The following is a 24,136-nucleotide window of genomic DNA, read 5'->3' as shown; positions in this document are numbered from 1 at the left end:
CAGCTTATTTTTAATCTTATATTTTCCTTTATTATGCAATTTACACCCGATTTAGATGACCTGAAAAAATTCAGACATCAACTTCATCAGCATGCAGAAACCTCAAATAATGAAGCCTTCACTTCCAATATTGTTAAAAAGAAGTTAGAGGAGTATCATCCTCATAAAATAATAGAAAATGTTGGGGGGCATGGTTTGGTAGCTATTTTCAAAGGAAAGAATCCTGGAAAAAATGTAGGAATCCGTGCTGATATGGATGCTTTACCTATTGATGAGTTTCTTGACCTTCCATATGGCTCAATAACATCCAATGTTGCGCATAAATGCGGACATGATGGTCATATGACTATGGTAACTGGTTTGGGTGATTATCTTCAAAAAAACCAGCCTGAATATGGCGATGTATATCTTATATATCAACCAGCTGAAGAAACAGGCGAAGGAGCGGCAAGAGTGATAAAAAGCTTAAAAGCTTTAAATATTCATTTAGACTACCTATTTGGACTGCATAATTTACCGGGGTTTGAGAAAAACCTGATTGTAAGTAAAAAAAGCATTTTTGCTGCCGCCTCAAAAGGTATGGTAATTAAGCTGACAGGAGAAACCAGCCATGCTGCAGAACCGGAAAATGGAAAAAGTCCCGGGCTTGCCATTGCTAAAATAATTACTGAAATAACGAACTTGCATAAGAACCACACCTTTTCATCTCTCACATTGGCTACTGTAATTCATACAGTAATGGGAGAAATTGCCTTTGGCACATCTCCGGGATATGGTGAGGTGAGAGTGACTCTTAGAGCAATGCAGGACAAAGACATGCATGAATTAACCAACCTTGCTGAAGATATTGTAATACAAGCAGCCAAGGAAAATCAGCTGGAACAGGACATTAGCTATATAGAAAGCTTTCCTTCTACTGAGAATAGTGAGTACATTTTTGAAACATTACAAAAAGTTGCCCGCTTAAAAAATATAGCTTTTAATGAAATTGAAAAACCATTTAAATGGAGTGAAGATTTTGGCCATTTTAAAGAAATAACACATACAGGCTTTTTTGGCTTAGGAGCAGGCCTAGAAATGCCAAGTTTGCACAGTAAAGAATATGATTTCCCGGATGAAATTACAGCTACCGGCATAGCAATGTATATAGGTTTAATAGAGCAATTCACCAGCGATGTACAAGACTAAAGATCCTTTTAATACTTCTCAGATAACATTAAGCAAAAGTGCTGTAAGGCAAAATGTGAAATTTATTAAGAAGCAGATAGGAGAAAAAGTAAGGCTTTCAGCTGTGGTTAAAGGAAATGCCTATGGCCACGGAATTGAGCAAATGGTGAAAATATTTGAGAAGAATGAGGTAAACCATCTTTCGGTATTTTCAGCTCATGAAGCATGGCGCGCTTGCCAGGTAAAGGAAGAAGAAACCACTGTAATGATTATGGGCTGGATTCATGATGAGCAAATTTCATGGGCCATTGAAAATCAAGTTCAGTTTTACGTTTTTGATATTGACAGACTAAAAGAAACCATTAACAGAGCAAAAAAGATTGGCCAAAAAGCGATCATTCATTTGGAGATTGAAACAGGAATGAACCGAACCGGGCTGGAAGAAAAGTTTTTCCCAAAAGCTATTGAGTTAATTAAGAAAAACCAGGAGCACCTCATTTTCGAGGGTTTGTGTACACACTATGCTGGTGCTGAAAGCATCTCTAATTATTTACGAATCAAGGATCAGATTAATTTGTTTCATCAGTATGCTGAGCATTTTGAGAAAAATGGACTTACTCCCAACGTTAAGCACACAGCCTGTTCAGCAGCAGTAATTGCTTATCCGGAAACTCATATGGATATGGTTCGCGTTGGAATCTTATTATATGGTTTTTGGCCAAGTCGGGAGACTTTCATTCATCACAAGAAGAGCAATGGTTATGATGGCAACGGCAAGGAAAGGTCGAGAGACCCTTTAAAAAGAGTTATCACATGGAAATCACGGGTTATGGCATTAAAAAATCTCCCAATGGGAGAATTTGTTGGCTATGGAACCAGTTATCAGGCACCTAAGAATATGAAAATAGCTACTGTGCCAGTAGGCTACGCTTATGGATTCTCTCGTTCTCTGAGCAATCAGGGACGGGTAATTGTAAACGGACAACGGGTTGCAGTGATCGGTATAGTAAATATGAACCTGCTTATCATCAATATTAGCGAAGCCAAAAATGTAAAAAGAGATGATGAGGTAATAATGATCGGTTCGCAAGGTAAAGTGAAAATTACTGTTGCCAGTTTTGGTGAAATGAGTAACCAGCTAAACTATGAATTACTGAGCAGAATCCCCATGGATATCCCGCGGGAAGTAGTAGATTAATCTGGAAAAGTTTTTACTTTTGTCTTAGATTTAATTGAATACAAATGCGCTATCTATTTATATTCCTTACTCTATTTGTTTGCCAATCAGGATTTTCACAGATGTATAATACGATAGCTGTGGATGCAACTGTAAGAAGTGCTGAGGAGGGAAAAATCACTACCTTAAAGACCACTATTTATTACAATGTGAATGGAAAAATGGTGACCTATTACTCTCGCCCTGATAATATTGTGATAATTAATAATGAAAAAGGGCAGGTTAGTGTATATGACAAAGACAATAACTCAGTCATTCAATCTCAGAATGCCTATTACAGCACTAAAACAAATGAGCTTTACTATTTTATCAACAATAAAAAGAACGATCTGGGCCTGGCAGAGATAGGCTTTACGATTAAAGATGTTAGCTATGAAGATGGTCTTACAGTAACAGAATGGTGGCCACCTAGTGAAGGAATGAAATATTTTTCTTCAATTAAGATAGTGCATGATCAGGAAAATCCAATTTTTATGGAGTACAAGGACCATACAGAAATGGTGGTTAAGAAAGTATATTTTTACAACTATGAGCAAGTTAACCAAATAGATTTCCCTCGTTCTATCACTCAAATAGATTTTAAGACTGAGAGAGACTCTATTGTGTCAAAAACCCAATATGAAAACATCAGGTTTAATGTACCTGAAGCATCAGAAAAGTTAAATTTCAAAATTCCTGCCGATGCTAAACTTATTAAATAAGGCTATGATTATCTTATTATTATATTTTGCTTTTGGCCCATTTGCCCATGCTCAAACTTTTGAAGATGATTTAACCTTAATTTCCAATAGCACTAAAGACTTAGAAACAGTGCATGAAGAGACTCCTAAGAAGAGTTTACTCCAAAAAATCAATCCACTCAGAATTCTTTATAATGGAAGCCTGGGGTTCTATCAAAAGAATATCAGTGTGCAAATTGCTGCCAATTGTGTATTTGCAAAAACGTGCTCTCACTTCAGCAAAGATCTGACAAATGAATTCGGGATTTTAGGAGGCATGGTGCTCTCAATTGACAGGCTTAGCCGCTGTAATAGAATATCTATTCTGGAAACGAGCCCATTAAACTTTGATGAAAAAGGTAAAATAAAAGAAAGCGTGAATGATTACAGATTTTAGGCATAGCTTCTTAGCTTTCTTTTTTATTTTTTTTTTAGGATCAAGTTACTCAGCAAGATGTCAAAATAATGAGAATAACTTCGTTGAATACCTATACAATTCCAATCAATACAAACATGTTATAGATTACTTACAACATTTGCAGCTAAGCCAGAAAAGCCTCATTAGCCCTGACTCGGCAAATTTTCTTATTGGAAAATCGTTTTACCATTTACAAGAGCACACTCACTCTAATCAATATTTGAGTAAAGTCTCCGGGTCATTAAATAACTATAACGAGTCCAGGTTTTTGATTAATATCAATTCCATATATAATGAAGATTTTAAAAGGGGGTACGAGGCTTTAAATAATTTAAAAGTAGAAGATTCTGTAGTGGCCAATCTAAAATACTTTGAATTATCAGGACTCGCGTTACTCAATAGAGACATAGCTGCTTTTGATAAGTATGACCAAAATATAACTCAAGAATATTATTACTTCAGCAATGAAAGAGCCTCGTTGCAAAACGTGGCTGAAGAACTCCGCAATAAAAAATTGAAATCTCCCTGGGTAGCCGGAATTGCTACTGCTATTATTCCCGGTGCCGGAAAATTTTATGCCGGAAAAAGAGGCCAAGGAATTTATTCATTTGTAATCAGCATGTTTTTAGCGTTACAGGTATGGGAAAGTTACCGTATTGATGGGATAGAAAGCCCTCGATTTATCATTTATGGTAGTTTGTTTTCACTCTTCCATGCAGGAAATATTTGGAGTAGTGCTTTAACAGTTAAAAATTATAATAAAGAATACAATGAAGCTGTCAATTATCGTATTAAGATGGACTTGCATATTCCTATTCGTTCCTTTTTTAACTAAAGGCCAGTTAAGTGATACCCTTTGTAACGAGGGAAATCATGATTTGGCATTAGTATATTATGAAAAAGATGTTTTTGAAGCCAGCAATCAAAATGCACGAAATATTGCTTTATTAAAAAAGGCCTATTGCTATAAACATCAAAAAGAATTTAAAGAGGCAGCCTCTACAATCGGCAGAGCTTACCCACAAGCATCAAATGATTCTCTCAAGTATTTATTGGGCTATGAAGCATCATTATGCCATTACCTTGCTGAGTCGTTTTCACAGGCAAAACTCTCTTTAATAGGCTTACGCAATGTCCAACAATCTGCCTTTCAAAAGAAAAAAACTTCCTATTTAGGAGCATTGATTAACCTGGAGATGAGTCAATGGGAGGAAGCTAAAAATTTAAGCCTTCAAATTTCATCCTCCCCAATTTATCAGGATTCTGTAAAGAGCCTTTATACTGAACTTGCTGGGTTGAAGTTAAAAGATCCTTCAAAAGCAGAGACTCTATCCTATTTTATTCCCGGCTCAGGACAAATGTATGCTGGTAAGGTATTTCGTGGTATTACTTCATTAGTACTACAAACTGGGCTCTTGGGCTTTGCAGGATATAGCTTTTTAAATGGCTATTATTTTTCAGGCACATTTACCGGAGTAAGCTTGTTCTATGTTTTTTATATGGGAGGAGCCAGGCACGCTGAATATTTAGCACAAGAATATAATAAAAATAAAATTGCTAAAGTCCAGGATAAAATAGAGTTATTTTTGTTAGAAGGCATAAAAAAAGAGGCCTCTTTGTAGAAGCCTCTTTCAATAAAATTATGAGGGTAACTAAATTACCACATAATAAATTTGTCATTATCTACAAACTGACTGATGTCGTCATAGTTAATTGCAAGCACAATTAAATCTACTAGAGGGACAATACCGAAAATACCACCACAAGTGATGAAGTAAATTAAAACCAAAGTTCCTCTACCACCAAGATAAACCCTGTGAATACCTATACCTCCTAAGAAAAAGTCCAAAATAATCGCTACTAGTGGGTCTTTTTCATCAAGAGTAGTTTGCTGACCTAAGGTTGCATTTGGGTTTAAGTTAAATTCCGCGCTTAGCTCAACACCTGAAGTTAACACTTCTTCTACTGCAGCATCATCAACATAGTAACTGTTGTTAGCGAAGGAATTTGACAATCCTAAAAATGATACAAAGCAAATTAATAATAATAATTTTTTCATAGATAAATATGGTTTATGTTTGGTACTAAAGTAGTATAATTGATAATATCCACAAAACACTGTTAAGATTATTTGATGAAAATATATGTTTTAAGTACACTTTTCTTTTTTTTATTTAATTTCCACTTTGTTAAAGTGCAAAATATTACTGACGCTCCTTGCACTAATGCCGCAGTTGATATTTTATCATTGGTTTACAATAATGAGATTGACTCGGCTCAGGCCTTAAAAGATTACTATTGCACTAATAATACTGATGAGGCAGCCCTTCTTCAGGCACATATTATAAGGTGGAAGTCTCTTCCCGTCTACTTGCAAAAAGAAAGTATAGTTAGTCCATACATAAACCTCCTTCAATCTATTGCGGAAAGTGAAGAACTGCTTTCTGACTATCAATCTTTCATTCAGCTCAATGCTTTTTTATTACTTGCTGAATTCTATTATAACAAAAATGAAACAATGGCAGCTGTTAAGTACGGTGGTAAAGCTTATAGCTTAATTAAACCTAAACTGGCAGAAGAAAATTTAAGTGACGAATGGCTATTGGTTGCGGGATTGTACAATTACTTTTATTCCTATTATTTAAACAAAAATATGGCCTATCACTCTTTGTTATTTTTTTTTAAAGAGGGTGATAAAAACAAAGGGCTTCAACAATTAGACAGAGCCTCTTCTTCTAATACTATTGTACAGGCAGAGTCTTTAATATACCTGAGTCATATCTTTTTAAGGTTGGAAAATAAAGCAGATCGTTCCTTGATATATGCTAAAAGATTAACGAATCAATTTCCAAATAATCCAAAATTTTATGAGCTCTATATAGAAGCCTCAATTGCAAATAATCAGGTAGATGATAAAACCACAAGTTTAATTAAAGCACTAAAAAATTCGCAACAAGTCTATTACCAGAAATATGGCAGAACATATGAGGCAATTATTAATAATAGTAGTAATGTAGAGATACTTAAAGAAGCAATAAATTTTGTTAATGCGAACGGAGGGGGAAACCATTTACTGAGTTTGCTTTACACGAAACTCTCAACAAAAACTTCGAATAACAAGTCATATTTAGAGAAGATAAAAGAGTATAAAGTTTACGATTACGTTTTAACCCGCCCCTAAACCATCTTTAAAACGAAAGTAAAATAATCTCAACGGGGATGAATTGTAACTCCAGTTACAAACATTCATTACTCATATAACGTATCTTTGAACATTAGTAAGTAAAATTTTATAATCAATCGTTTATGAATCATAAAAATATAAAACCGGCAGAATTTGAAAGATTATCTAAGGAAGAGAATACGGAGATAATTGATGTAAGGTCACCGGAAGAAGAAGTAGAAGGGTTTATTGAAGGAGCCACTGTAATTAATATTATGGGACCTGATTTTGCTGATAAAATTAATGAACTGGATACTGATAAGACTTATTTAGTATACTGCAGAAGTGGTAACAGAAGTAGCACTGCCTGTGGCTTTATGTCCAGTAATGGATTCGATAAATTGTATAACCTTGAAGGTGGTATACAGGCTTGGAATCAATACCAAAATACAAAGTAAAAATGGCAAGCTTTAGTGAATTAATACAGAGTGATACACCGGTTTTGGTAGACTTCTATGCAGATTGGTGTGGTCCTTGTAAAATGATGGCTCCTTACTTAGAAGAAGTAGCTCAGAAAATGAAAGGGAAAATAAAAGTTATTAAGGTAGATATTGACAAAAATCAATCGGCCACTTTTACTTACAGTGTTCAAAGTATCCCTACACTCATTTTGTTCAAAGAAGGCCAGATAAAATGGAGGCAAACAGGAGTAGTGGATCCTAATAATATCATTCAGCAAGTACAAAAGAATTCCTAATGAGACTACCTAAAATCGCTCTGGCAGTTATTTTAGTTGCTACAATAGGACTTGCTCCTTACTTTCCTGAACCCCACTTTTTTGGTAAAGTAAGATGGGTTTTAGGAGGAGCAGATGGAATGAAATTCATAGACTATTTCGACTTAATTATGCACGGTGCTCCATGGGTATATCTGGTTTTTGTATTATGTAAATATACCATCAGGAAACTTAGATCAGCCTAAATTACAATAGAAGAATCCGGAGAAACACACTCCGGATTCTGTAATTTTCATACACCTGATTCTATTAAATTTAAGTAAAATCAAATACCTCCCATAGCAAAAGATGCAATACCTCTTGCTGAGTTTCCAATGATATTCTCACCTATATATTTAATGGTTTCGTAGTTCTTCTTCAAATCACAACCTTTTATTAAATTGACTGTGGATGTAAGGCTATCATTGAGGTAAACAGTAAGGTAGGCTTCTACAGGTTGTGGCTTAGCTCTTTTAACCATTGGCCAACCTAACAATTGACATCATTACCCGCGTCATCATAAGTAATTTTCAAATATTCACTTAGCAAAGGCTGAAATGGAGTATGCCATTTACAAATTTACCTAGGGCTATCAGTCATGTTAAATACTGTAAAATAAAGAGGAACGGAATCTCCAAATTGAATGGTATCACTCATCTTCATTTTAGCCAAAAGCCTGTAGGAATTATCAAGATAACTGGACGAAGAATCTTCTGAAACTAAGCCTTCTTCTGCTTTACTTATTCATTGGCTACATGCATAGAGTAAAACCAGTAAAGCTGGAAAATATAAGAACATTTTTCTCATTTGAATCACTTAATTAGCTCGCCTAATGTAATTATTTTCAATCAATAGTTAGTTGTTCAGAAACCTATGGCTTTTCACAAAATAACCGTTAAGAAAAAAATTATACTTTTGTCAAAATTTGTATTATGTTTTTTATTCTCTCAAAAACACTCAGCTACCTGTTTCTTCCCACTACAATTATTGGGTTATGTTGGCTTACTTACTTTCTCTTCAGAAGAAAAAAATGGTCAAAGTACGCTGCTATTACCGGATTTCTTTTATTTATCATTTTTACCAATGATTTCCTGGCAAATTCTTTATTAAAGCACTGGGAAAAAGACCCGTTGCCCATGAAGGAAATTGAGGATAAAAATTATACTTATGGAGTATTACTCACAGGGATGACTAACACACAAAAACTTCCTGATGACCGGGTTTATTTTCATCAAAATGCCGATAGATTACTTCAGGCAATGATGCTTTTTAAGCAAGGAATAATAGATACACTTTATATTTCAGGAGGTGGAGCAACAGCTTTAAGGTCAGATTTGCAGGAAGCTAAAGTGATTTTAAACTATCTGAAATCAATCAATTTCCCTTTGAATCGGGTGAAAATAGAAATTGAGTCAAGAAATACTGTAGAAAGTGCCCAATTAGCTTCTAACTACATCAGCAACAACTACCCTATTTTATTAATTACCAGCGCCAGCCATATGCCAAGAGCATCCGCCTGTTTTGAAAAAGAAGGTTATGAGGTGGTAAGGTTTCCTACTGTTTTTCTTACTGTAGATGATACAATATCTCCTGCAATGTTTATTCCGAGCATTGATGCGCTCAAAAAATGGCATATCTTATTTAAAGAATGGATGGGCTATTCTGCTTATAAGCTGGCTGGCTATATTTAAAATTATAAACGAAAAAGCCCGGCCATGATAACTGGCCGGGCTTTTCACAGAAACCAATTAATGATTAATTGATTTTAAAAGTATCATCCGCCAAATCAACATTAAACTCTACTGATTTCAAGGTTGTATTGATTGGAAAACCCTGATTGAGTAATTTTTTAGTTGGGATCATGATACCATTCCTTTCTTCGTATGCTTTATATTCTTCAGAAACAGTAACTTCACCCTGCGGGCCTTTTTGAACAGAAGCCGTTTTTAACTTAAGACCTGAATCTGCACTGTAGTAATAGGTAGCTTTAGTACCTGAAGGCATATTTACCTCTACAGCATAAGCAGTTTCTCCATCTAAATCTAAAATGCTTTTTAATTCATAAGTGATACCCATTTCATCAAAGTATAATTCAGGGAAAATTTTCGCTGAAGCTATTACATCTTTCTTAGCCTCTTCCGGTAAAGGTACTTCCTGCCCTTGCATTACTATTTTAACTTTATCACCATTTACCACTGTTTTAGTTAAAACCATTCCTGACATCCCCACTTCTTGCTTAAGAGCTCCATCCTTTTTAATTTCATTGATGGAAAGACTTTGTCCTTGTACAGAGGCATCATAAACCAGCTTCATATTTTTGATCGCCTTCAATTTATCTTTCCCTCCTAACGCTTTGAAGTAATCTGCCATAACAGTTTGAGCAGTTACTCCTTCAGGTATTTTCAAGTTATCTTTCGGATCATATTCATTACCTTGTCTGTCGAAGTATCTTACCTCTCCAAATTTTTTCAATCCTTTAGCAATTTCAGCTCCTTTACCCACTATTACAATATTAGCATTTTCAGGAAGTATATACTTTTGAGCCATTGCTTTTACATCTTCCAAAGTAACAGCATCCAGTTTTTTAAGATAATTTGTATAGTAATCTGCTGGTAAACCATAAATGGCTGTATTAATGGCAAAAGAAGCTACAGTTTGAGGGCTTTCCAATGATCTGGCAAAGCTACCTGCAATAGAGGCTTTAGCCGCATCCAATTCCTGCTGAGTAACACCTTCATTCACAATCTTCTCAAGCTCAGACATAAACTCATATACTGCACTGTCAGTAACTTCATTTCTAACACTGGCGCTTGCTGTAAAGCTACCTACTAATTTATCACTACTTAAAGAAGATCTCGCTCCATACGTAAAGGCTTTATCTTCTCTTAAATTTTGCATTAATCGTGAAGAAAAGCCTCCTCCTAAAATCTGGTTAAGCACTCTCGCTTTGATCACATCCTCAGAACCTACTTTAAGGTCAACCGGGTAACTTACATTAATCACTGATTGAACTGAGGCATCTCTGTCTACCAAAGCAACAAAAGTTTTTTGAGGAGGCTCCGGGGTTTCATATTCAGCAGAAGGAACGGTGCCTTTTTCCCAGTCGCTAAAATTTTTCTTAATTAACTTTTTAGCTTCTTTAGGAGTGATATCGCCCACTATTGCCAAGTACGCAATGTTAGGTTTGAAGTATGTATTATAATACTTTTTGGTATCTTCTAAAGTAATGTTTTCTACACTTTCCTCAGTGGTAAACTCTCCGTAAGGATGATCTTTACCATAAACCACTACTCCCTTTACATTTGAAGCTATTGCATTGGGATCATCTTTTGATGCTGCTAAACCTGATAAAGTCTGCTTTTTTAGCTTCTCCAGCTCATCTTCAGGAAAAGCAGGATTAAATAAGATATCCGTCATCAGCTCCATCAACTTCTCTTTATGCTTAGTTAGAGAACTCGCATAGATACCGGTTGAAAAAGCACTGATATTAGCACCTATAAAATCAATTTCAGCATCTAACTCAGCTTTTGTTCTATTCTTGGTACCTTTAGTAAGCAGCTCACCAGCAAAGTTGACATAACCAGCTTTGTCTCCCTCAAGAATAGGATCTCGGTCTAAAGAAAGTGAAAAAGCTACTCTTGGCAACTTGTGATTTTCCACAACATAAACCTTTAATCCATTTTTTAAGGTAAAAGTATAAGGCTTAGCAATATTAATTTCAGGTGCTTCCGTTGGTTCCGGAGCTTTTGTTCTATCTACCTGAGCCACAGCTATGGTAGCTATCAGTGCAAATAGTAGGCTTAAATATGTTTTAAATAATATTTTCATGATTTGTATAATTTAGGGTAGCATCTGCTGCTTCTGAAAAGCCACACAAATGCTTCCTTAATGAGCTAATTATTTAGTTGTTTTGCTGAGATTTAGGAAGATAATAAAGTACCACTCTATTGTCTTCAGTCAGGTATTTTTTAGCTACACGCTGAATATCTTCCCTGGTAACAGCCATATATCTATCTATCTCATTATTAATTAAATTGGCATCACCATAATATACATGATAATTAGCAAGGCTTTCAGCAATACCTGTCATGGTACTATTACCAGAAATAAAATCATTCTCTACCTGATTTCTCACTTTTTGAAATTCTGTCTCAGAAATTAATTCATTTTTCAATTTAGTAATCTCAGCATCCATCGCTTCTTCCAAATCTTTCAAATCACCTCCAATAGTTGGCAGTCCAAACAATAAGTACAAGCCCGGGTCCTCAGATGAAAACGGAATTGCAGCAACCTGAAGTGCTTTTTGTTGCTCATCCACCAATGACTTATACATTCTTGCACTTTGCCCTCCTGATAAAACAGTACCTAACATTTCCAAAGCATAAGAGTCTTCTGAACCTTGTTCGGGCATATGATAAGCCTGAATCACTGCTGGCAATTGAATATTATCATAGATAGTGTCTCTAACCTCCTCTTTTTGTTTAGGCTCCACCACAGTAGGTCTTGGAATCTCATTTCCACCTCTTGGTATATCTGCAAAATATTGATTTACTAATTTTTTTGCTTCTTCTATTTGAATATCACCGGCAATTGAGATGGTAGCATTTTCCGGTACGTAGAAGGTCTCATAAAAATTCATAAATTCATCTAGAGAAGCTGCGTTTAAATGCTCTAGTGAACCAATTGTTGTCCATCTATACGGATGAACCTTGTAGGCTCTTTTTGCTATTTCAGACAATATTGAACCGTATGGCTGGTTATCAACTCTTTGTCTTTTTTCTTCCTTAACTACCTCGCGTTGCGTTTCCACTCCCACCTGATCAATATTGGCATGCAAAAGCCTTTCTGACTCTAACCACAAGCCTAATTTAAGCTGATTGGATGGTAATATTTCGTAATAATAAGTTCTGTCATTTGAGGTATTTGCGTTGTTCACTCCACCTGCATTAGTGATATACTTATCAAATTCACCTCTTTTAATATTTTTAGAACCTTCAAACAATAAATGCTCGAAGAAGTGAGCAAAACCTGTTCTCTCAGGGTTTTCATTTTTAGAACCAACATGGTACATTACTGAAACTACTACAATAGGAGTTGAATTATCCTGGTGCAATATTACATGCATTCCATTGTCTAAATCGAATTCAGTGAATTCAATTTTTTTATCCTGAGCTTGCACTGAAAACACAAGTAGCAGGAATAAAAGTGCTAAATTTAATCTTTTAATCATCTTAATTGATTTGGTTTGTAATAATTTTGTAAAAATTAGAATATCAAATATATAAGATAAACTTACATCAACCTCACATATTCAATAATATAATTTTTAACTGATTAATTTGTTCAAAATTTCTTTTGACTCGTGCCACTCGAGGCGAGGACCAAATTTTGTCACTACTCTGGAACTAGCTAAAGAAGCCAATTTACCCGCATCAGCAAAGCTATGGCCATGTGTAATAGCATATAAAAAGGCTCCGGCAAACATGTCTCCTGCTCCGTTGGAGTCAACTGCTTTAACTGTGTAAGGTTCAATATCGATAAAAGTATCTCCATCATAGATCATTGCACCGTTTTTGCCCTGGGTGATAGCAAACTTCCTGGCTAGTTTCTTAAGCTCCTCTCGTGCCTCATTAATGGTTTCTTTACCTGTAAAAAGCAATGCCTCTTCTTCATTGCAGAAAAGCAAATCAACACTTGCCCCAACAATAGACTCCATCTGCTCTCTAAAGTACTTCACCATACTAGGATCCGAAAATGTAAGGGCCACTTTTACATCATTATCTTCTGCAATCTTTTTGGCTTTTTTCATGGCTGCTAAACCAGTTTCAGAGGGAACCAAGTAACCTTCCAAATACAAGTACTTAGAATCTTTAAGAGCATATTCGTGAATTTCATTTTCTGAGAAATCAGATGTAATTCCAAGATAAGTATTCATTGTTCGCTCAGCATCAGGAGTAGTCATCACTAACACTTTACCAGTGGTTCCTTCAGGCGCAGTTTCAAGGGTTAAATAGGTATCTATTCCATTAGCTTTCAAGTCTTTTAGAAAAAAAGCTCCTTCCATATCATTAGCTACTTTACAAGAGTAAAATGCTTTTCCTCCAAACTGACTGGTAGCTACCAAAGTATTAGCTGCGGATCCACCGCCATACATATGTTCCTCAGTGATATTCATAGAGTTTAAAAGTTGTGCCTGTCTGTCAGCATCAACTAATGTCATCACTCCCTTTTCAACATTGTGCTTCTTAAAAAATTCATCTGTTACTTCAGTAACAATATCAACAAGGGCATTACCAATGCCATAAACATCATATTTTTTATGAGACATAATTATTTTTTTAATTGAGATAAATAGCTTTCGAGTTTAACTCTACTTCTATTTAATTGTTTTATCTCAAAATTAGGGATTCTTACGGAATTTGTGTGCTAATTCCGGATAATCTGTTATGATGCCATCAACGCCTATTCTGATAAGTCGTTCTGCTTGCTTTTCATCATTCACTGTCCATGGAATAATTTTTACGCTCTGCTTATGTAGGTCATTTACCATTTCCTGCTCTACTAATTCATGGTAAGGACTATAAATTTCAGGAGTAAAGTCAAGCTCATTAAATTGCTCTTTATAATCTCCACTTTCATAAACTAAGGCTGCTAATTTCACCTTTGGATAGGTTTGATGAAAGTACTTTAATACGTTAAAATCAAATGATTGTATATTCCATAGCTCTGCAGGATAATTTTCTGACAAAACTTTATAAAGCAAATCACTGAACTCATTTATCTCAGGGTGAAAGATATTCTTCATCCCCTCCTCATATTTAATTTCTACATTTAGATAAGGTAATTCTTTATCATTTGATTTAGTATAAGATTTAATATTTTGGATTATATCAGTTAATAGAGGTTTGGGGGAGTTAGCCACAGGCTTTTGTTGAGGAAAATTAGGGTTCTGGATACTTCCACAATCAAATTTCTGAAGCTCATCGTAATTCATTTCATAAATGTTGTAGGATTGTTCCTGTTCTTCAGTAATAGGGTTGCCAGTAGTATCTTTACATATCTGGTGATTTAAGAAAGGCTCATGTGAAAGCACTACTCTTCTATCTTTAGTGATCACAACATCCATTTCCATAGTATTCATATTTTGGTCGATGGCATATTGAAATGCCCGCCAGGTATTTTCAGGAAAATTACCTCTTGCACCTCTATGACCTTGCCAGTCAATGCTTTGATGATTTTCAGATTTTTGAGAGCAGTTGCTGAACATAATGAGAACCAGTAAAATAAATATTGAACTTCGCATAATTGAATCTTTTAATAAACTTAATCCAATATGTAGATTTTAAATCGAACTTGAATTAAGAGAATATTATTTTTTTATTTGAGATAGAAGTGAGAAGAAAATATTAAAAATAAACTCTAATTTTAACCCCTTATCACTGAACATGTTTCAAAGGCTTCGTAAATACATATTCTTTCTTCAGTATGCCATTAAGGGCACTTCTGAAGACCTCACAAACATCAAAATTAGCAGGGCTATCATTCTATTGGCTATACCTATGGTTTTAGAGATGGTTATGGAATCGCTGTTTGCGGTAGTGGATGTATTTTTTGTGAGCCAGATAAGCACCAATGCCGTGGCCACTGTAGGACTTACTGAGTCGGTCATCACAATAGTTTACTCCTTAGGTATAGGTTTAAGTATGGCAGCAACAGCCATGGTGGCAAGGAGAATTGGTGAAAAAAAACCAAAAGAAGCATCATTTACAGCAGTTCAGGCCATTATAGTAACTCTAATAATTTCTGCCATTTTAAGCATCAGCGGATTCGTTTTCGCAGAGGATGTCTTGAGATTAATGGGCGGAGAAGAAGACTTAATTAGTGAAGGCCGATGGTATACAAAAATACTTTTTGCCAGTAATGGTTCCATCATGCTACTTTTCCTAATTAATGGAATATTCCGGGGAGCGGGCAATGCTGCAATTGCTATGCGCGCCTTATGGATTAGCAATATCCTTAACATGGCTTTAGACCCCTTATTCATTTTTGGCTGGGGAATTATTCCTGAAATGGGTGTTGCGGGAGCTGCTATTGCTACAGCCATCGGACGGTCAACAGGTGTGCTATACCAGCTGTTTCATTTGTTAAAGGGAACTGGAGTAATAAATATTAGCTTTAAGCAGCTTAAACCCGATTTCTCCATCATTTCAAGATTGATAAAAATTGCCTCTGGAGGTGTAGGCCAATTTCTAATTGAATCTGCCAGCTGGATCTTTCTTACCAGAATTATTTCCAATTTCGGTAGTGAGGCATTAGCAGGTTATACAATTGCTCTGCGCATTATTATCTTCACAATCCTCCCCTCATTCGGGATCAGCAATGCAGCAGCCACATTGGTTGGGCAAAATTTAGGAGCTAAATTACCAGAAAGAGCAGAAAAATCGGTTTGGCTGGCAGCCAGGTATAATGTCGTTTTCCTATTCTCTGCCTCTGTTATTTTTTATGTTTTCGCGAATGAAATAGTGGGAATATTTACTGAAGTAAGCTTAGTAAAAGCAGAAGCGATAAAAGCCATAAAGTATATTTGTTTTGGCTATATCTTCTTTGCTTACGGAATGGTTGTAAGCCATGCTTTTAACGGTGCCGGAGATACAGGCACACCAACAATTATCAATTTTGTATGCTTCTGGCTTATACAAATCCCCCTCTCCTATTTTCTGTCCATCAACTTAGGTTGGGAAACTGACGGTGTTTATGCTGCTATAATAACAGCGTTTTCACTATTAGCCATCATTTCGATTATTTGGTTCAAAAAAGGCAAATGGAAATTAAAGGAAGTTTAATTTCATGAATTTGAAGCAGGTAAAGAAACCAGGAAATTTGACCCTTTACCGTGTTCACTTTCTACCCATATTTTCCCACCCATTTTATCTACCATAGTTTTCACTATATACAAACCTAAACCCGTGGACTCATCGGTTCCTATTGGCTTCGCTGAAAGCTGTTGATATTTTTTAAATAATCTACTTTTATCATCTTCTGTCAGTCCAGGGCCCTGATCCTTCACCGAAAACAGGATGTTCTCATCTTCTCTTGTAATGGTATAGTTTATTTGTGTACCAAAAGGTGAAAACTTAATAGCATTAGAAACCAGGTTATCTATTATACGCTTAAGATAAGTTTTATCAGTTTTCAGCTCCATATTTTTCCCTAAAATTTGGGTAATAAATATGATGTTCTTTTTTGCCGAAAGCAACTCGTAAGGCATAAGACATTCATCTACCAGTTCCTGAACTTTTATGAGTTGAGGCTTATATTTATTCTCATCCAATACCATATTACCGGTATCAAGAAAGCCTTTTACAATCTGTAACCCATCCGCAACAACTTGCTTTATTAAACCAATCCGTTCAACCTGCTGAGCAGATAGGTTTTCCTGGTGATCGGTAAGCAGCAACTGTACTATGGTATACACTTTGGCAAATGGAGTTCTCAGATCATGGGTAACTTTTCCCAAAATATCATTATTGTCATATTGCTGGATAATGCGAGATTCCTCAGCCTCCAAATCTGTTATACTTTTCTTCCCGGTAGACTTTGATTGGAATTCGCTAAGGTTTGCATTGATTTCATCATAAGCAACATTTAAAGTTCTGAATAAAGAATTAAGCCTCTCATTGGCATAGTATAACTCACTTACATTATCGAAAACCCACAACTCGCCTTCTTTCCCATTAATTTTCGCATTTTTACGAATAACTTTAAGCACGCTATTATCAAATTTCCAAATCCAATCCTCTCCAAAGCTGGACGGGAAGGCTCCACCAAGATTGAATATATTATTCCCCATCAAATCAACTTCTTCTTTATTGATCACCTTATTTTTAAGCCGAGAAAATTTGTCAGCAAATTGTTCTGATGAGATAAGCGAATCACCCGCTGATAATCCAAAAAGCTTTAATGCAGATGAATTTAGCCAGGCTACATCATTTTCATATTCAGCAAAAGCAATGGATTGAGGCATGCGGTCAAAAATTACTTCATAGCGCTTATTTTGAAATTGATGATCTGAATTTTGTAAATGAGAAAGAAACAGTTCTTTCAGCCGCATACTGATAAACTGCATTATTGGTGAGTGATCCCCAAATACCTCAATAGATTTATTAGAAGAAAAGCCAATACAGATTTTTCTACCATTTTCCTTAAAAGGAAATATAAGATGATGCCTGTGCACCAGAAAAGGCTTACTTAGTTCCAGTTCAAAAAAGAGCTTTTCTGCTGAACGAAAAAATTCATCCCTAACAAAAACCTCTTCTTTAATTAAAGGATTTTCTAAATCCCAAAGTAAACTGGTATCTTCTTCACGCTGTTGAATAACCCAGCTTTCTCTGGCTTCAAAGTAATCCTCCAGATACTTAAGAAAATCCTTTAGAGCTGAAAGAGCATTACCTCCATGAGCAGCTAAAGAACTTACCTCTATCATTTTCAGGAACATGTGCGACTCATGTTCTGCTGTCAGATCAGACGTATTGCTTATTTTATACCCCATGAAATAGACTTAATAATTTTGTTTATCCCCTAAAACAACTTAAATATAAGTTAAATTTCAGTCTTTATCGAAAATTATTAAGAGTAAAAATTGTTTACGTAAGTTAATTGTACAAAATAGTACAATTTAAAAATACGTAATCAAATACAAATAGGATGTTTTAAGGGGTTTTTCCTTTTAGCAGATCGGTAAGAAATACCTGCTTTCTCTTAGCTTTACTTGCACCTATAAAAAGGTTCCTTTCAGTATTATAAATAATTTCATCAAACTGATGATTAAGTGCCGGATTACCCTGTTTATCTAGCACTTTATGTTTACTATATTTTTTAACGATAATATAATTTCCTGCAAGGGATATTTCCTCATAGCCCGGATAAAGGATTACTTTCGCAGCAGCATTTGCTACCCCCCATTGATTATTCTTCCTAAGTAAAAACATGCTGTTAGAGAACAATATTTCATCGTAAGTCGCTTCAATTTTATAGTTGCCGGTTTTATCAATTACCCCAAACTTACCTTTATATTTCACTACACTTAATCCATTTTTAAAATCAGAAACCTTAGTAAAATAAGGTTGAACACGGAGCACCTCTCTTCTATCTATAAAACCCCAACCTGATCTGATTTTCACAGCGGCCATATCTTCACTAAAAGAAGCTACTGAATCATACCTGTTAGCAATTCTCAGCAAACCCTGCTGATCAATAAAGCCATAACTACCGCTCTTTTTAATTGGTATAAACTCATCTTTACTTAACAACACACTATCATATCCTTTTATCTGGAATTGCTTGTTACCTGATGTAGTATAGAGCTTTATTTGTTCTCCATTTCTAATTAAAATTCCTTCTTCAGAATGACCCGCATACCGGCCTTTCATATATTCTGTCAAAGCATTCCCTTTATTATTTACAAGCCTGATATTATTATCAATATCCTTTTCAATAATGTGTTTACCATGCAGATCATAATACAGTTTTGATTCTACATTATGGTTTCCTGTCAATATAAATTCATGCAGATATTTATTCACACCTAAATATATCCCTTTACCAATTTCCTCAATACTTAAATAACTGGGCGGAATCACCCAATCATTATTCTGGTTTACCACTCCGTAACTATTTTGAAATTGAACAATAAACTGGGTGGTATCTGTAGCTTCTACTGAGCTATATAAAGAAGGAATGATTTCGATAAAGTCTCTGTCAAAGACACTCCAGAAATCGCCCTTTCCTACAGCAACTGTATTAGGCAAAAACTTAAAGGTATCGGCAACTAACTTTTTACCTTTTTTATTAAGAATCTCATATTTCACACCTGAAAATCCTTTCTTTTCAGCTATAAAATAGTTTTCATTCCAGTATACATTGGGTGAAAAAGAGAGCGAGATGAGTGCAGTATCCCGGTGTATTAATTGCACACTTTGATTTTCCTTGATAATAAAATAATTAGCAAAAACCCCTAAAAAACTCCCACTATGCATGGCTATTATTTTATCATTATTCAGATTTAGAATTTCGGAGTAATGCCCTATGTTTTTAACCAATAATGAATCATTTAGAAAAGAAACAGAGTCCGCTAAATTAGTATGAATGGTTTTTCCATCATTTATAATCTGCCATTCATCCAAGGGCGTAACATATATGCTATTATCGCTCCACTCTATTTGTTTATACTTAATCGGCAGTAATATCCTGCCGTCTTCAGTAATTAAACCTTGTCTGCCTTGCTTATAAATAATTGCTACTCCATTATTAAATTTTGAAACGCTATCTAAATCAGCATAAAGTAAATCCGGTTTTCTATCTATGTTGTACAGAGAAGTAATGCCTTCATTATCTGTAATTTCAAACTTTTCTTTCCCTAAATACTTAATACGGAAATAATTAAAGTCGAGAATTTTTTTACCGTTGGTATCAATTAATCCAAATTGGATATTTTTCTCCTGCTTAGTGGCAGCAATGATATAGTTACCGGCAGGAAGAAGATTTCTATAAGTAAATTCCACTTTTACATTACCCTCGGCACTAATTACTCCATAAAAATTAGTCTGAGAATATTTACCTAATATTGATGCTATATAATATTCATCATTTATTGGTACTAAAGAATTATATTTTGGAGAAGTGACTGCATTCAAATTCACATCCAGCAAGCCCCAAAATTTATCTTTTTTGTAGCCTAACAAATTCGTTTCTTTGTGCCTTTTATTATCTGACCATCCAAAATCATCATATTTTGCAGGTAGCAAAACTTCTCCCTTACCATTTTTTATACCTTTTTTTTGATTTTCGTAAAACACTTTGTGGGTAGAGTCGGAAAGTGACAGAGGTGCCGCCTGACAATATATATGTCCTAGAATTAAAAGAAAGCCGGAAAGAAAAATAAATAGTAATTTAGCCATATCAACTTACAAAAATATAAAAACAACCGCAGCCTACATAAGTAATGAGCAAAAACAATGATTTTTTCGACCAGGTTTATCAAGTGGTAAAACTTATCCCTAAAGGCAGAGTAACCTCATATGGTTCCATTGCACAATATTTAGGAGCAGGAAGGAGTGCCAGAATAGTAGGTTATGCCATGAATAGCGCTCATACTCTTGCTGATGTTCCTGCTCACAGAGTAGTAAACAGAAATGGCTTATTAACAGGTAAAATGCATTTTGGAACCCCGGATACCATGCAGCAAAGACTAGAAGCTGAAGGCATTAGAATAGAGGATGACCAAATCCAGAATTTTAAAAAAGTTTTTTGGGATCCAAAAGAAGAGCTACTTTAGGAAAATCTAAACCTTCCCTAATGGAAATATATTATGTAGGTATTGATTACGGACATTCCGGTAGATATAAAAATCTGAATCAATACTTGCTATTTCTTTAATTCCTGTTATTTCAGATGCTATAATTAATGTAGCATCAGCTAAATCCATAGTAACATCATCATACTTTCTGCATAAGTCAATTAATCGAAACATATGAGAGGGTTCTATTTCCATTACCTGCAAACCACCTCTATCGATCCAAGTAAGAAAATTAATTTGCACTTGAGTGCTAAAACTTAGCATATGAGAAACTTCGGTAATTACAGGCCATGTAGTTACTAGAGGATTATCAATGCTTTTTATAAAAGCCAGGGCATCTTCATGATATTGATCACTTTTATCAAAAAGTGCTAAAAGCGGACCGGCATCAATAAGCGTGCTTCTCATTCAGTATTTGCTTTAAGCGCTTTTTATAAGTGATAGATTTATCTTTAATTCCACTTCCTTCAATACCAAATAAATCTTCGCCAGCCTCATAAGGGCTGATAGCATTTTGATTTTTCTTTAAATATAGTGCTAATGCCTCTTTTACAACCTGAGATTTTGGTAAGCCTTCTTTTTGGCAGTACCTATTAAGCTCCTGCTCTTCGGATGATGTTAATCTTACAGTTAGCATATTCTTTAACATTTAATGTAATACAGATAATCATAAAAGAAAGCTCCTTTTAACGTAATTTACAACGCCTTATAATTTTCATTTTTCTCTTTTAATAAAAATAAGCCTATAAAGGTAAGTAGCCCATTCACCACTAGTATTTCAAAGCCAAACTTGTAACCATTCAACCAAGCTTCAGAATTAATATTGATTATATATGATAGTACAGGAGAAAGTAAACACACAATAGGCACATATTTATCTTTGAGGGAGTACTTCGTGATCAACCCGAAAGTAAATAATCCTAAAATTGGCCCATAAGTATAGCCAGCAGCAGTAAAAACTGCTGTAATTACGCTATCATCATTTATAGCTTTAAATATCAGGATTACAGCAAAAAGAATAACAGAAAAACCAAGGTGCACCCTAATTCTTAATTTTTTAGAAATTGGTTTTTCCTCCTTCCCCAACCCCAGAAAGTCAACGCAAAATGAAGTAGTTAGTGCTGTTAATGCGGAATCTGCACTGGAATAAGCTGCAGCAACAATCCCTAATAAAAATACTACTCCGGCTACAGCAGGAAAATGCTGCAGAGCCAACATAGGGTATAAATCATCACTTTTTTGGGGTAGTGTAATTTGCATTTGCTCCGCATACACGTACAATAATGCACCCATGCTAAGAAAAAGGAAATTCACTATTACGAGTACAATACAGAACCAAAACATATTTTTCTGTGCATCTTTTAAGGTTCTACAGGTAAGATTTTTCTGCATCATATCCTGGTCCAGACCAGTCATAACAATGGCAATAAAAGCACCACTAACAAATTGTTTAAAGAAGTTTTTACCACTTTGCCAATCCCATACAAAAATTTTAGAATAACCGGAGTTAGACACTTTTTCCGAAAGGGAAGTCCAACTCATATCCAGGCCGTCCTTCATCAGGTAAATACTGATTACCACGGCAGAAATCATGAATAACGTTTGTAGGGTATCGGTCCAGACAATTGTTTTGATTCCTCCTCGGAAGGTATATAGCCAAATTAAAGCGATGGTAACAGCAACAGTAATAGAGAATGGCCATTTAAAAGCATCAAAAATTGCTATTTGTAGTACTCCTGCTACCAAAAACAACCTGAAAGCGGAACCGACAATTCTTGACAGCAAAAAGAAAAATGCCCCTGTTTTGTAAGACCTTGTACCAAAACGTTGCTCTAAATAAGTATAAATACTAATTAGGTTAAGCCTGTAATAAAGAGGCAAGAGCACCGCTGCGATCACAAAATACCCTACTAAATACCCTAAAACTACCTGAAAATATGAAAAAGCAGTGTTTCCAACTTCCCCGGGTACTGAGATAAAAGTAACTCCGGACAAAGAAGCTCCAATCATCCCAAAAGCCACTAAATACCAGGGAGATTGTTTATTAGCAGTAAAAAAAGTTAAATTATCTGCACTTTTAGAGGTTAGATGCGAAATTACCATCAACAGAATAAAATATAAGGAAATTACTGTAATAACCAGAATTGGATTCATAGGGATTATTTTAATTCAAGATTCGAAGTTGGTTATTTTTTTGTATTTTTGTCTTATATCAATCGCTTTAAATTGTAACAATGCGCTTGCAATGAGGTTAATATAATTTATAATTCAATTAATATGTCACAGCATCAATATCAGGAAGAGCAAAGAGAGCAGGTTGTTGAAACCATTTCCGGAGAAGAGATTAATGATTTGATAGTTTACAATGATGATGTAAACACCTTTGATCATGTGATTAATACACTTGTGAGAATTTGCAAACATACTGCAGAACAAGCAGAACAATGTACTTTATTAATTCATTACAAAGGCAAATGTGCTGTTAAGAAAGGATCATACCTTGAGCTAATTCCCTTCAGACAAGGAATAGTAGATGCGGGCATTAGTGCTGAGATTGAATAATATGGAATTTTCTTCGAAACTCATTGAGTCTGCCGTCAATAACTTTTCTAAACTTCCCGGTATAGGCCAAAAAACCGCTTTGCGTTTAGTGCTCCACTTACTTAAACAGGAGGAAGATTTAACCCAGGATCTTTCCAAAGCGTTAGTGGACATGCGCCTGAATATTAAATACTGCAAAAAATGCCACAATATTTCGGATGATGAAATTTGCAACATTTGTGGCAATCCAGTTCGTGATCAGTCAATTATCTGTCTCGTAGAAGATACACGTGATGTGCTGGCGATAGAGAACACATCGCAATACAATGGTTTATACCATGTTTTGGGAGGAATAATCTCCCCTATTGAGGGCATCGGACCAGATGATTTAACAATAGATAGCTTACTTTCCAGAGTTTCCTCTAAAGAGTCAGAAGTAAAGGAGATAATACTTGGGCTATCTTCTACCATGGAAGGAGATACGACTGCCTTCTATATTACCAAGAAGGTGAAGCCATTCGGCATTAAAACCAGCACTATTGCCAGGGGAATTCCTATAGGTGGTGAGCTGGAATATGCTGATGAAATCACCTTAGGCAGAAGCATTATCACACGAACAGCTTATGATATAGAAGATTAAATTTTGATTCTTTTACTTCAGAAAACCTACAATTTCTATAATAAAGTATCCCTTTAAGATAGTAATCAGAAAAAATTAATAAAAAAATACACGTTATCAATTAATTGATTATCAAACATTTA

Annotated in this window: 26 protein-coding genes; 15 read left to right on the top strand and 11 right to left on the bottom strand. The window is 35.2% G+C overall.

All coding sequences use genetic code 11. The features are described from left to right. The first annotated feature begins 33 nt into the window (after nt 1–33). The 6 genes from IEV85_RS16075 (at nt 34) to IEV85_RS16050 (ending at nt 5,163) form a co-directional block, all read left to right on the top strand. On the top strand, nt 34–1,188 hold the full coding sequence (locus tag IEV85_RS16075; RefSeq protein ID WP_188465264.1) for an amidohydrolase: 1,155 nt from the start codon (nt 34–36) through the stop codon (nt 1,186–1,188). Then, on the top strand, nt 1,175–2,365 hold the full coding sequence (alr, locus tag IEV85_RS16070) for an alanine racemase (protein WP_188465262.1): 1,191 nt from the start codon (nt 1,175–1,177) through the stop codon (nt 2,363–2,365). The genes IEV85_RS16075 and alr overlap by 14 nt, the downstream gene beginning before the upstream one ends. Nucleotides 2,366–2,409: 44 nt before the next feature. Then, nucleotides 2,410–3,105, top strand: coding sequence for a hypothetical protein (locus IEV85_RS16065; RefSeq protein WP_188465260.1), 696 nt, complete (start codon nt 2,410–2,412; stop codon nt 3,103–3,105). Continuing rightward, nucleotides 3,086–3,520 carry a membrane protein insertion efficiency factor YidD gene (gene yidD, locus IEV85_RS16060; protein ID WP_188465258.1) on the top strand — a complete coding sequence of 145 codons (435 nt, stop codon included), beginning with the start codon at nt 3,086–3,088 and terminating at the stop codon, nt 3,518–3,520. Before IEV85_RS16065 ends, yidD begins: the two co-directional genes overlap by 20 nt. Before the next feature lie 241 nt (nt 3,521–3,761). Next, entirely contained in the window at nt 3,762–4,376 is a 615-nt protein-coding gene (locus tag IEV85_RS16055) for a hypothetical protein (protein ID WP_188465256.1), read from the top strand. Next, the gene (locus IEV85_RS16050) at nt 4,312–5,163 is read left to right on the top strand and encodes a hypothetical protein (protein ID WP_188465254.1); all 852 of its coding nucleotides are present in this window, start codon (nt 4,312–4,314) and stop codon (nt 5,161–5,163) included. The genes IEV85_RS16055 and IEV85_RS16050 overlap by 65 nt, the downstream gene beginning before the upstream one ends. Nucleotides 5,164–5,198: 35 nt before the next feature. Here the strand turns inward: IEV85_RS16050 and IEV85_RS16045 are convergent, their stop codons facing one another. Continuing rightward, nucleotides 5,199–5,600: a TM2 domain-containing protein gene (locus IEV85_RS16045; RefSeq protein WP_188465252.1), complete on the bottom strand. Its 402-nt coding sequence runs from the start codon at nt 5,598–5,600 to the stop codon at nt 5,199–5,201. A gap of 75 nt (nt 5,601–5,675) precedes the next feature. Here IEV85_RS16045 and IEV85_RS16040 point away from each other — a divergent pair, with 75 nt between their 5' ends. The 4 genes from IEV85_RS16040 to IEV85_RS16025 all read left to right on the top strand — a co-directional run bounded on the left by IEV85_RS16040 (nt 5,676) and on the right by IEV85_RS16025 (nt 7,685). Further along, nucleotides 5,676–6,722, top strand: coding sequence for a hypothetical protein (locus tag IEV85_RS16040; protein WP_188465250.1), 1,047 nt, complete (start codon nt 5,676–5,678; stop codon nt 6,720–6,722). A 125-nt stretch (nt 6,723–6,847) separates the two neighbouring features. Then, nucleotides 6,848–7,162: a rhodanese-like domain-containing protein gene (locus IEV85_RS16035; protein ID WP_188465248.1), complete on the top strand. Its 315-nt coding sequence runs from the start codon at nt 6,848–6,850 to the stop codon at nt 7,160–7,162. 2 nt (nt 7,163–7,164) lie between these two features. Next, a complete protein-coding gene (trxA, locus tag IEV85_RS16030; protein ID WP_188465246.1) occupies nt 7,165–7,461 on the top strand; it encodes a thioredoxin in 297 nt (98 codons plus the stop codon). After that, a complete protein-coding gene (locus tag IEV85_RS16025; RefSeq protein ID WP_188465244.1) occupies nt 7,461–7,685 on the top strand; it encodes a hypothetical protein in 225 nt (74 codons plus the stop codon). Before trxA ends, IEV85_RS16025 begins: the two co-directional genes overlap by 1 nt. A gap of 80 nt (nt 7,686–7,765) precedes the next feature. Here IEV85_RS16025 and IEV85_RS16020 read toward each other — a convergent pair whose 3' ends face one another. Continuing rightward, on the bottom strand, nt 7,766–7,960 hold the full coding sequence (locus tag IEV85_RS16020) for a hypothetical protein (RefSeq protein WP_188465242.1): 195 nt from the start codon (nt 7,958–7,960) through the stop codon (nt 7,766–7,768). 451 nt (nt 7,961–8,411) lie between these two features. On the opposite strand from IEV85_RS16020, the gene IEV85_RS16015 reads away from it, so the two are divergent. Then, nucleotides 8,412–9,170 (top strand): ElyC/SanA/YdcF family protein, encoded by a 759-nt coding sequence (locus IEV85_RS16015; RefSeq protein WP_188465240.1) that lies wholly within the window; start codon nt 8,412–8,414, stop codon nt 9,168–9,170. Between the two features lie 64 nt (nt 9,171–9,234). Here IEV85_RS16015 and IEV85_RS16010 read toward each other — a convergent pair whose 3' ends face one another. The 4 genes from IEV85_RS16010 to IEV85_RS15995 all read right to left on the bottom strand — a co-directional run bounded on the left by IEV85_RS16010 (nt 9,235) and on the right by IEV85_RS15995 (nt 14,782). Continuing rightward, nucleotides 9,235–11,307 (bottom strand): M16 family metallopeptidase, encoded by a 2,073-nt coding sequence (locus IEV85_RS16010; RefSeq protein WP_188465238.1) that lies wholly within the window; start codon nt 11,305–11,307, stop codon nt 9,235–9,237. A gap of 73 nt (nt 11,308–11,380) precedes the next feature. Beyond that, a complete protein-coding gene (locus IEV85_RS16005) occupies nt 11,381–12,709 on the bottom strand; it encodes a M16 family metallopeptidase (RefSeq protein ID WP_188465236.1) in 1,329 nt (442 codons plus the stop codon). 96 nt (nt 12,710–12,805) lie between these two features. Further along, the gene (locus IEV85_RS16000; protein ID WP_188465233.1) at nt 12,806–13,807 is read right to left on the bottom strand and encodes an adenosine kinase; all 1,002 of its coding nucleotides are present in this window, start codon (nt 13,805–13,807) and stop codon (nt 12,806–12,808) included. A 72-nt stretch (nt 13,808–13,879) separates the two neighbouring features. Beyond that, a complete protein-coding gene (locus tag IEV85_RS15995; protein ID WP_229712619.1) occupies nt 13,880–14,782 on the bottom strand; it encodes a glycerophosphodiester phosphodiesterase family protein in 903 nt (300 codons plus the stop codon). Between the two features lie 142 nt (nt 14,783–14,924). Between IEV85_RS15995 and IEV85_RS15990 the strand changes: the two genes are divergently transcribed. Further along, on the top strand, nt 14,925–16,322 hold the full coding sequence (locus IEV85_RS15990) for an MATE family efflux transporter (protein WP_188465231.1): 1,398 nt from the start codon (nt 14,925–14,927) through the stop codon (nt 16,320–16,322). Between the two features lie 2 nt (nt 16,323–16,324). Here the strand turns inward: IEV85_RS15990 and IEV85_RS15985 are convergent, their stop codons facing one another. Continuing rightward, nucleotides 16,325–18,028, bottom strand: a complete 1,704-nt coding sequence (locus tag IEV85_RS15985; RefSeq protein WP_188465229.1) for a sensor histidine kinase — start codon at nt 18,026–18,028, stop codon at nt 16,325–16,327. Between the two features lie 160 nt (nt 18,029–18,188). After that, on the bottom strand, nt 18,189–20,435 hold the full coding sequence (locus IEV85_RS15980) for a WG repeat-containing protein (protein ID WP_188465227.1): 2,247 nt from the start codon (nt 20,433–20,435) through the stop codon (nt 18,189–18,191). A 44-nt stretch (nt 20,436–20,479) separates the two neighbouring features. Here IEV85_RS15980 and IEV85_RS15975 point away from each other — a divergent pair, with 44 nt between their 5' ends. Next, nucleotides 20,480–20,812 (top strand): MGMT family protein, encoded by a 333-nt coding sequence (locus tag IEV85_RS15975; protein ID WP_188465225.1) that lies wholly within the window; start codon nt 20,480–20,482, stop codon nt 20,810–20,812. Nucleotides 20,813–20,818: 6 nt separating this feature from the next. On the opposite strand, the gene IEV85_RS15970 is transcribed toward IEV85_RS15975, so the two are convergent. The 3 genes from IEV85_RS15970 to IEV85_RS15960 are packed head-to-tail and all read right to left on the bottom strand — an operon-like array spanning nt 20,819 to nt 22,987. After that, a complete protein-coding gene (locus IEV85_RS15970) occupies nt 20,819–21,241 on the bottom strand; it encodes a type II toxin-antitoxin system VapC family toxin (protein ID WP_188465223.1) in 423 nt (140 codons plus the stop codon). Then, nucleotides 21,222–21,470 carry a ribbon-helix-helix protein, CopG family gene (locus tag IEV85_RS15965; RefSeq protein WP_188465221.1) on the bottom strand — a complete coding sequence of 83 codons (249 nt, stop codon included), beginning with the start codon at nt 21,468–21,470 and terminating at the stop codon, nt 21,222–21,224. The genes IEV85_RS15970 and IEV85_RS15965 overlap by 20 nt, the downstream gene beginning before the upstream one ends. Nucleotides 21,471–21,529: 59 nt before the next feature. Continuing rightward, the gene (locus tag IEV85_RS15960; protein ID WP_188465219.1) at nt 21,530–22,987 is read right to left on the bottom strand and encodes a sodium:solute symporter family transporter; all 1,458 of its coding nucleotides are present in this window, start codon (nt 22,985–22,987) and stop codon (nt 21,530–21,532) included. Between the two features lie 123 nt (nt 22,988–23,110). On the opposite strand from IEV85_RS15960, the gene IEV85_RS15955 reads away from it, so the two are divergent. Together IEV85_RS15955 and recR are read left to right on the top strand one after the other, a co-directional pair. Further along, a complete protein-coding gene (locus IEV85_RS15955; RefSeq protein ID WP_188465217.1) occupies nt 23,111–23,395 on the top strand; it encodes an ATP-dependent Clp protease adaptor ClpS in 285 nt (94 codons plus the stop codon). 1 nt (nt 23,396) lies between these two features. Then, nucleotides 23,397–24,014, top strand: a complete 618-nt coding sequence (gene recR / locus IEV85_RS15950) for a recombination mediator RecR (protein WP_188465215.1) — start codon at nt 23,397–23,399, stop codon at nt 24,012–24,014. The last annotated feature ends 122 nt before the right edge of the window (nt 24,015–24,136 follow it).

Source organism: Marivirga lumbricoides, from assembly GCF_014636295.1.
GTDB classification, from domain to species: Bacteria; Bacteroidota; Bacteroidia; order Cytophagales; family Cyclobacteriaceae; genus Marivirga; species Marivirga lumbricoides.
This window is presented reverse-complemented; position numbering and strand designations above follow the sequence as displayed.

Bases quoted from the DNA above. Each gene is read 5' to 3' on its own strand.
- recR (WP_188465215.1), top strand. From the start codon at position 23,397: ATGGAATTTTCTTCGAAACTCATTGAGTCTGCCGTCAATAACTTTTCT.
- IEV85_RS16045 (WP_188465252.1), bottom strand. From the start codon at position 5,600: ATGAAAAAATTATTATTATTAATTTGCTTTGTATCATTTTTAGGATTG.
- alr (WP_188465262.1), top strand. From the start codon at position 1,175: ATGTACAAGACTAAAGATCCTTTTAATACTTCTCAGATAACATTAAGC.
- IEV85_RS16065 (WP_188465260.1), top strand. From the start codon at position 2,410: ATGCGCTATCTATTTATATTCCTTACTCTATTTGTTTGCCAATCAGGA.
- IEV85_RS15995 (WP_229712619.1), bottom strand. From the start codon at position 14,782: ATGCGAAGTTCAATATTTATTTTACTGGTTCTCATTATGTTCAGCAAC.
- trxA (WP_188465246.1), top strand. From the start codon at position 7,165: ATGGCAAGCTTTAGTGAATTAATACAGAGTGATACACCGGTTTTGGTA.
- IEV85_RS16005 (WP_188465236.1), bottom strand. From the start codon at position 12,709: ATGATTAAAAGATTAAATTTAGCACTTTTATTCCTGCTACTTGTGTTT.
- IEV85_RS16015 (WP_188465240.1), top strand. From the start codon at position 8,412: ATGTTTTTTATTCTCTCAAAAACACTCAGCTACCTGTTTCTTCCCACT.
- IEV85_RS15985 (WP_188465229.1), bottom strand. From the start codon at position 18,028: ATGGGGTATAAAATAAGCAATACGTCTGATCTGACAGCAGAACATGAG.
- IEV85_RS15960 (WP_188465219.1), bottom strand. From the start codon at position 22,987: ATGAATCCAATTCTGGTTATTACAGTAATTTCCTTATATTTTATTCTG.
- IEV85_RS15965 (WP_188465221.1), bottom strand. From the start codon at position 21,470: ATGCTAACTGTAAGATTAACATCATCCGAAGAGCAGGAGCTTAATAGG.
- IEV85_RS16040 (WP_188465250.1), top strand. From the start codon at position 5,676: ATGAAAATATATGTTTTAAGTACACTTTTCTTTTTTTTATTTAATTTC.
- IEV85_RS15955 (WP_188465217.1), top strand. From the start codon at position 23,111: ATGTCACAGCATCAATATCAGGAAGAGCAAAGAGAGCAGGTTGTTGAA.
- IEV85_RS16020 (WP_188465242.1), bottom strand. From the start codon at position 7,960: ATGGTTAAAAGAGCTAAGCCACAACCTGTAGAAGCCTACCTTACTGTT.
- IEV85_RS15990 (WP_188465231.1), top strand. From the start codon at position 14,925: ATGTTTCAAAGGCTTCGTAAATACATATTCTTTCTTCAGTATGCCATT.
- IEV85_RS16050 (WP_188465254.1), top strand. From the start codon at position 4,312: ATGAAGCTGTCAATTATCGTATTAAGATGGACTTGCATATTCCTATTC.
- IEV85_RS16075 (WP_188465264.1), top strand. From the start codon at position 34: ATGCAATTTACACCCGATTTAGATGACCTGAAAAAATTCAGACATCAA.
- IEV85_RS16035 (WP_188465248.1), top strand. From the start codon at position 6,848: ATGAATCATAAAAATATAAAACCGGCAGAATTTGAAAGATTATCTAAG.
- IEV85_RS15980 (WP_188465227.1), bottom strand. From the start codon at position 20,435: ATGGCTAAATTACTATTTATTTTTCTTTCCGGCTTTCTTTTAATTCTA.
- IEV85_RS16000 (WP_188465233.1), bottom strand. From the start codon at position 13,807: ATGTCTCATAAAAAATATGATGTTTATGGCATTGGTAATGCCCTTGTT.
- yidD (WP_188465258.1), top strand. From the start codon at position 3,086: ATGCTAAACTTATTAAATAAGGCTATGATTATCTTATTATTATATTTT.
- IEV85_RS15975 (WP_188465225.1), top strand. From the start codon at position 20,480: ATGAGCAAAAACAATGATTTTTTCGACCAGGTTTATCAAGTGGTAAAA.
- IEV85_RS15970 (WP_188465223.1), bottom strand. From the start codon at position 21,241: ATGAGAAGCACGCTTATTGATGCCGGTCCGCTTTTAGCACTTTTTGAT.
- IEV85_RS16010 (WP_188465238.1), bottom strand. From the start codon at position 11,307: ATGAAAATATTATTTAAAACATATTTAAGCCTACTATTTGCACTGATA.
- IEV85_RS16025 (WP_188465244.1), top strand. From the start codon at position 7,461: ATGAGACTACCTAAAATCGCTCTGGCAGTTATTTTAGTTGCTACAATA.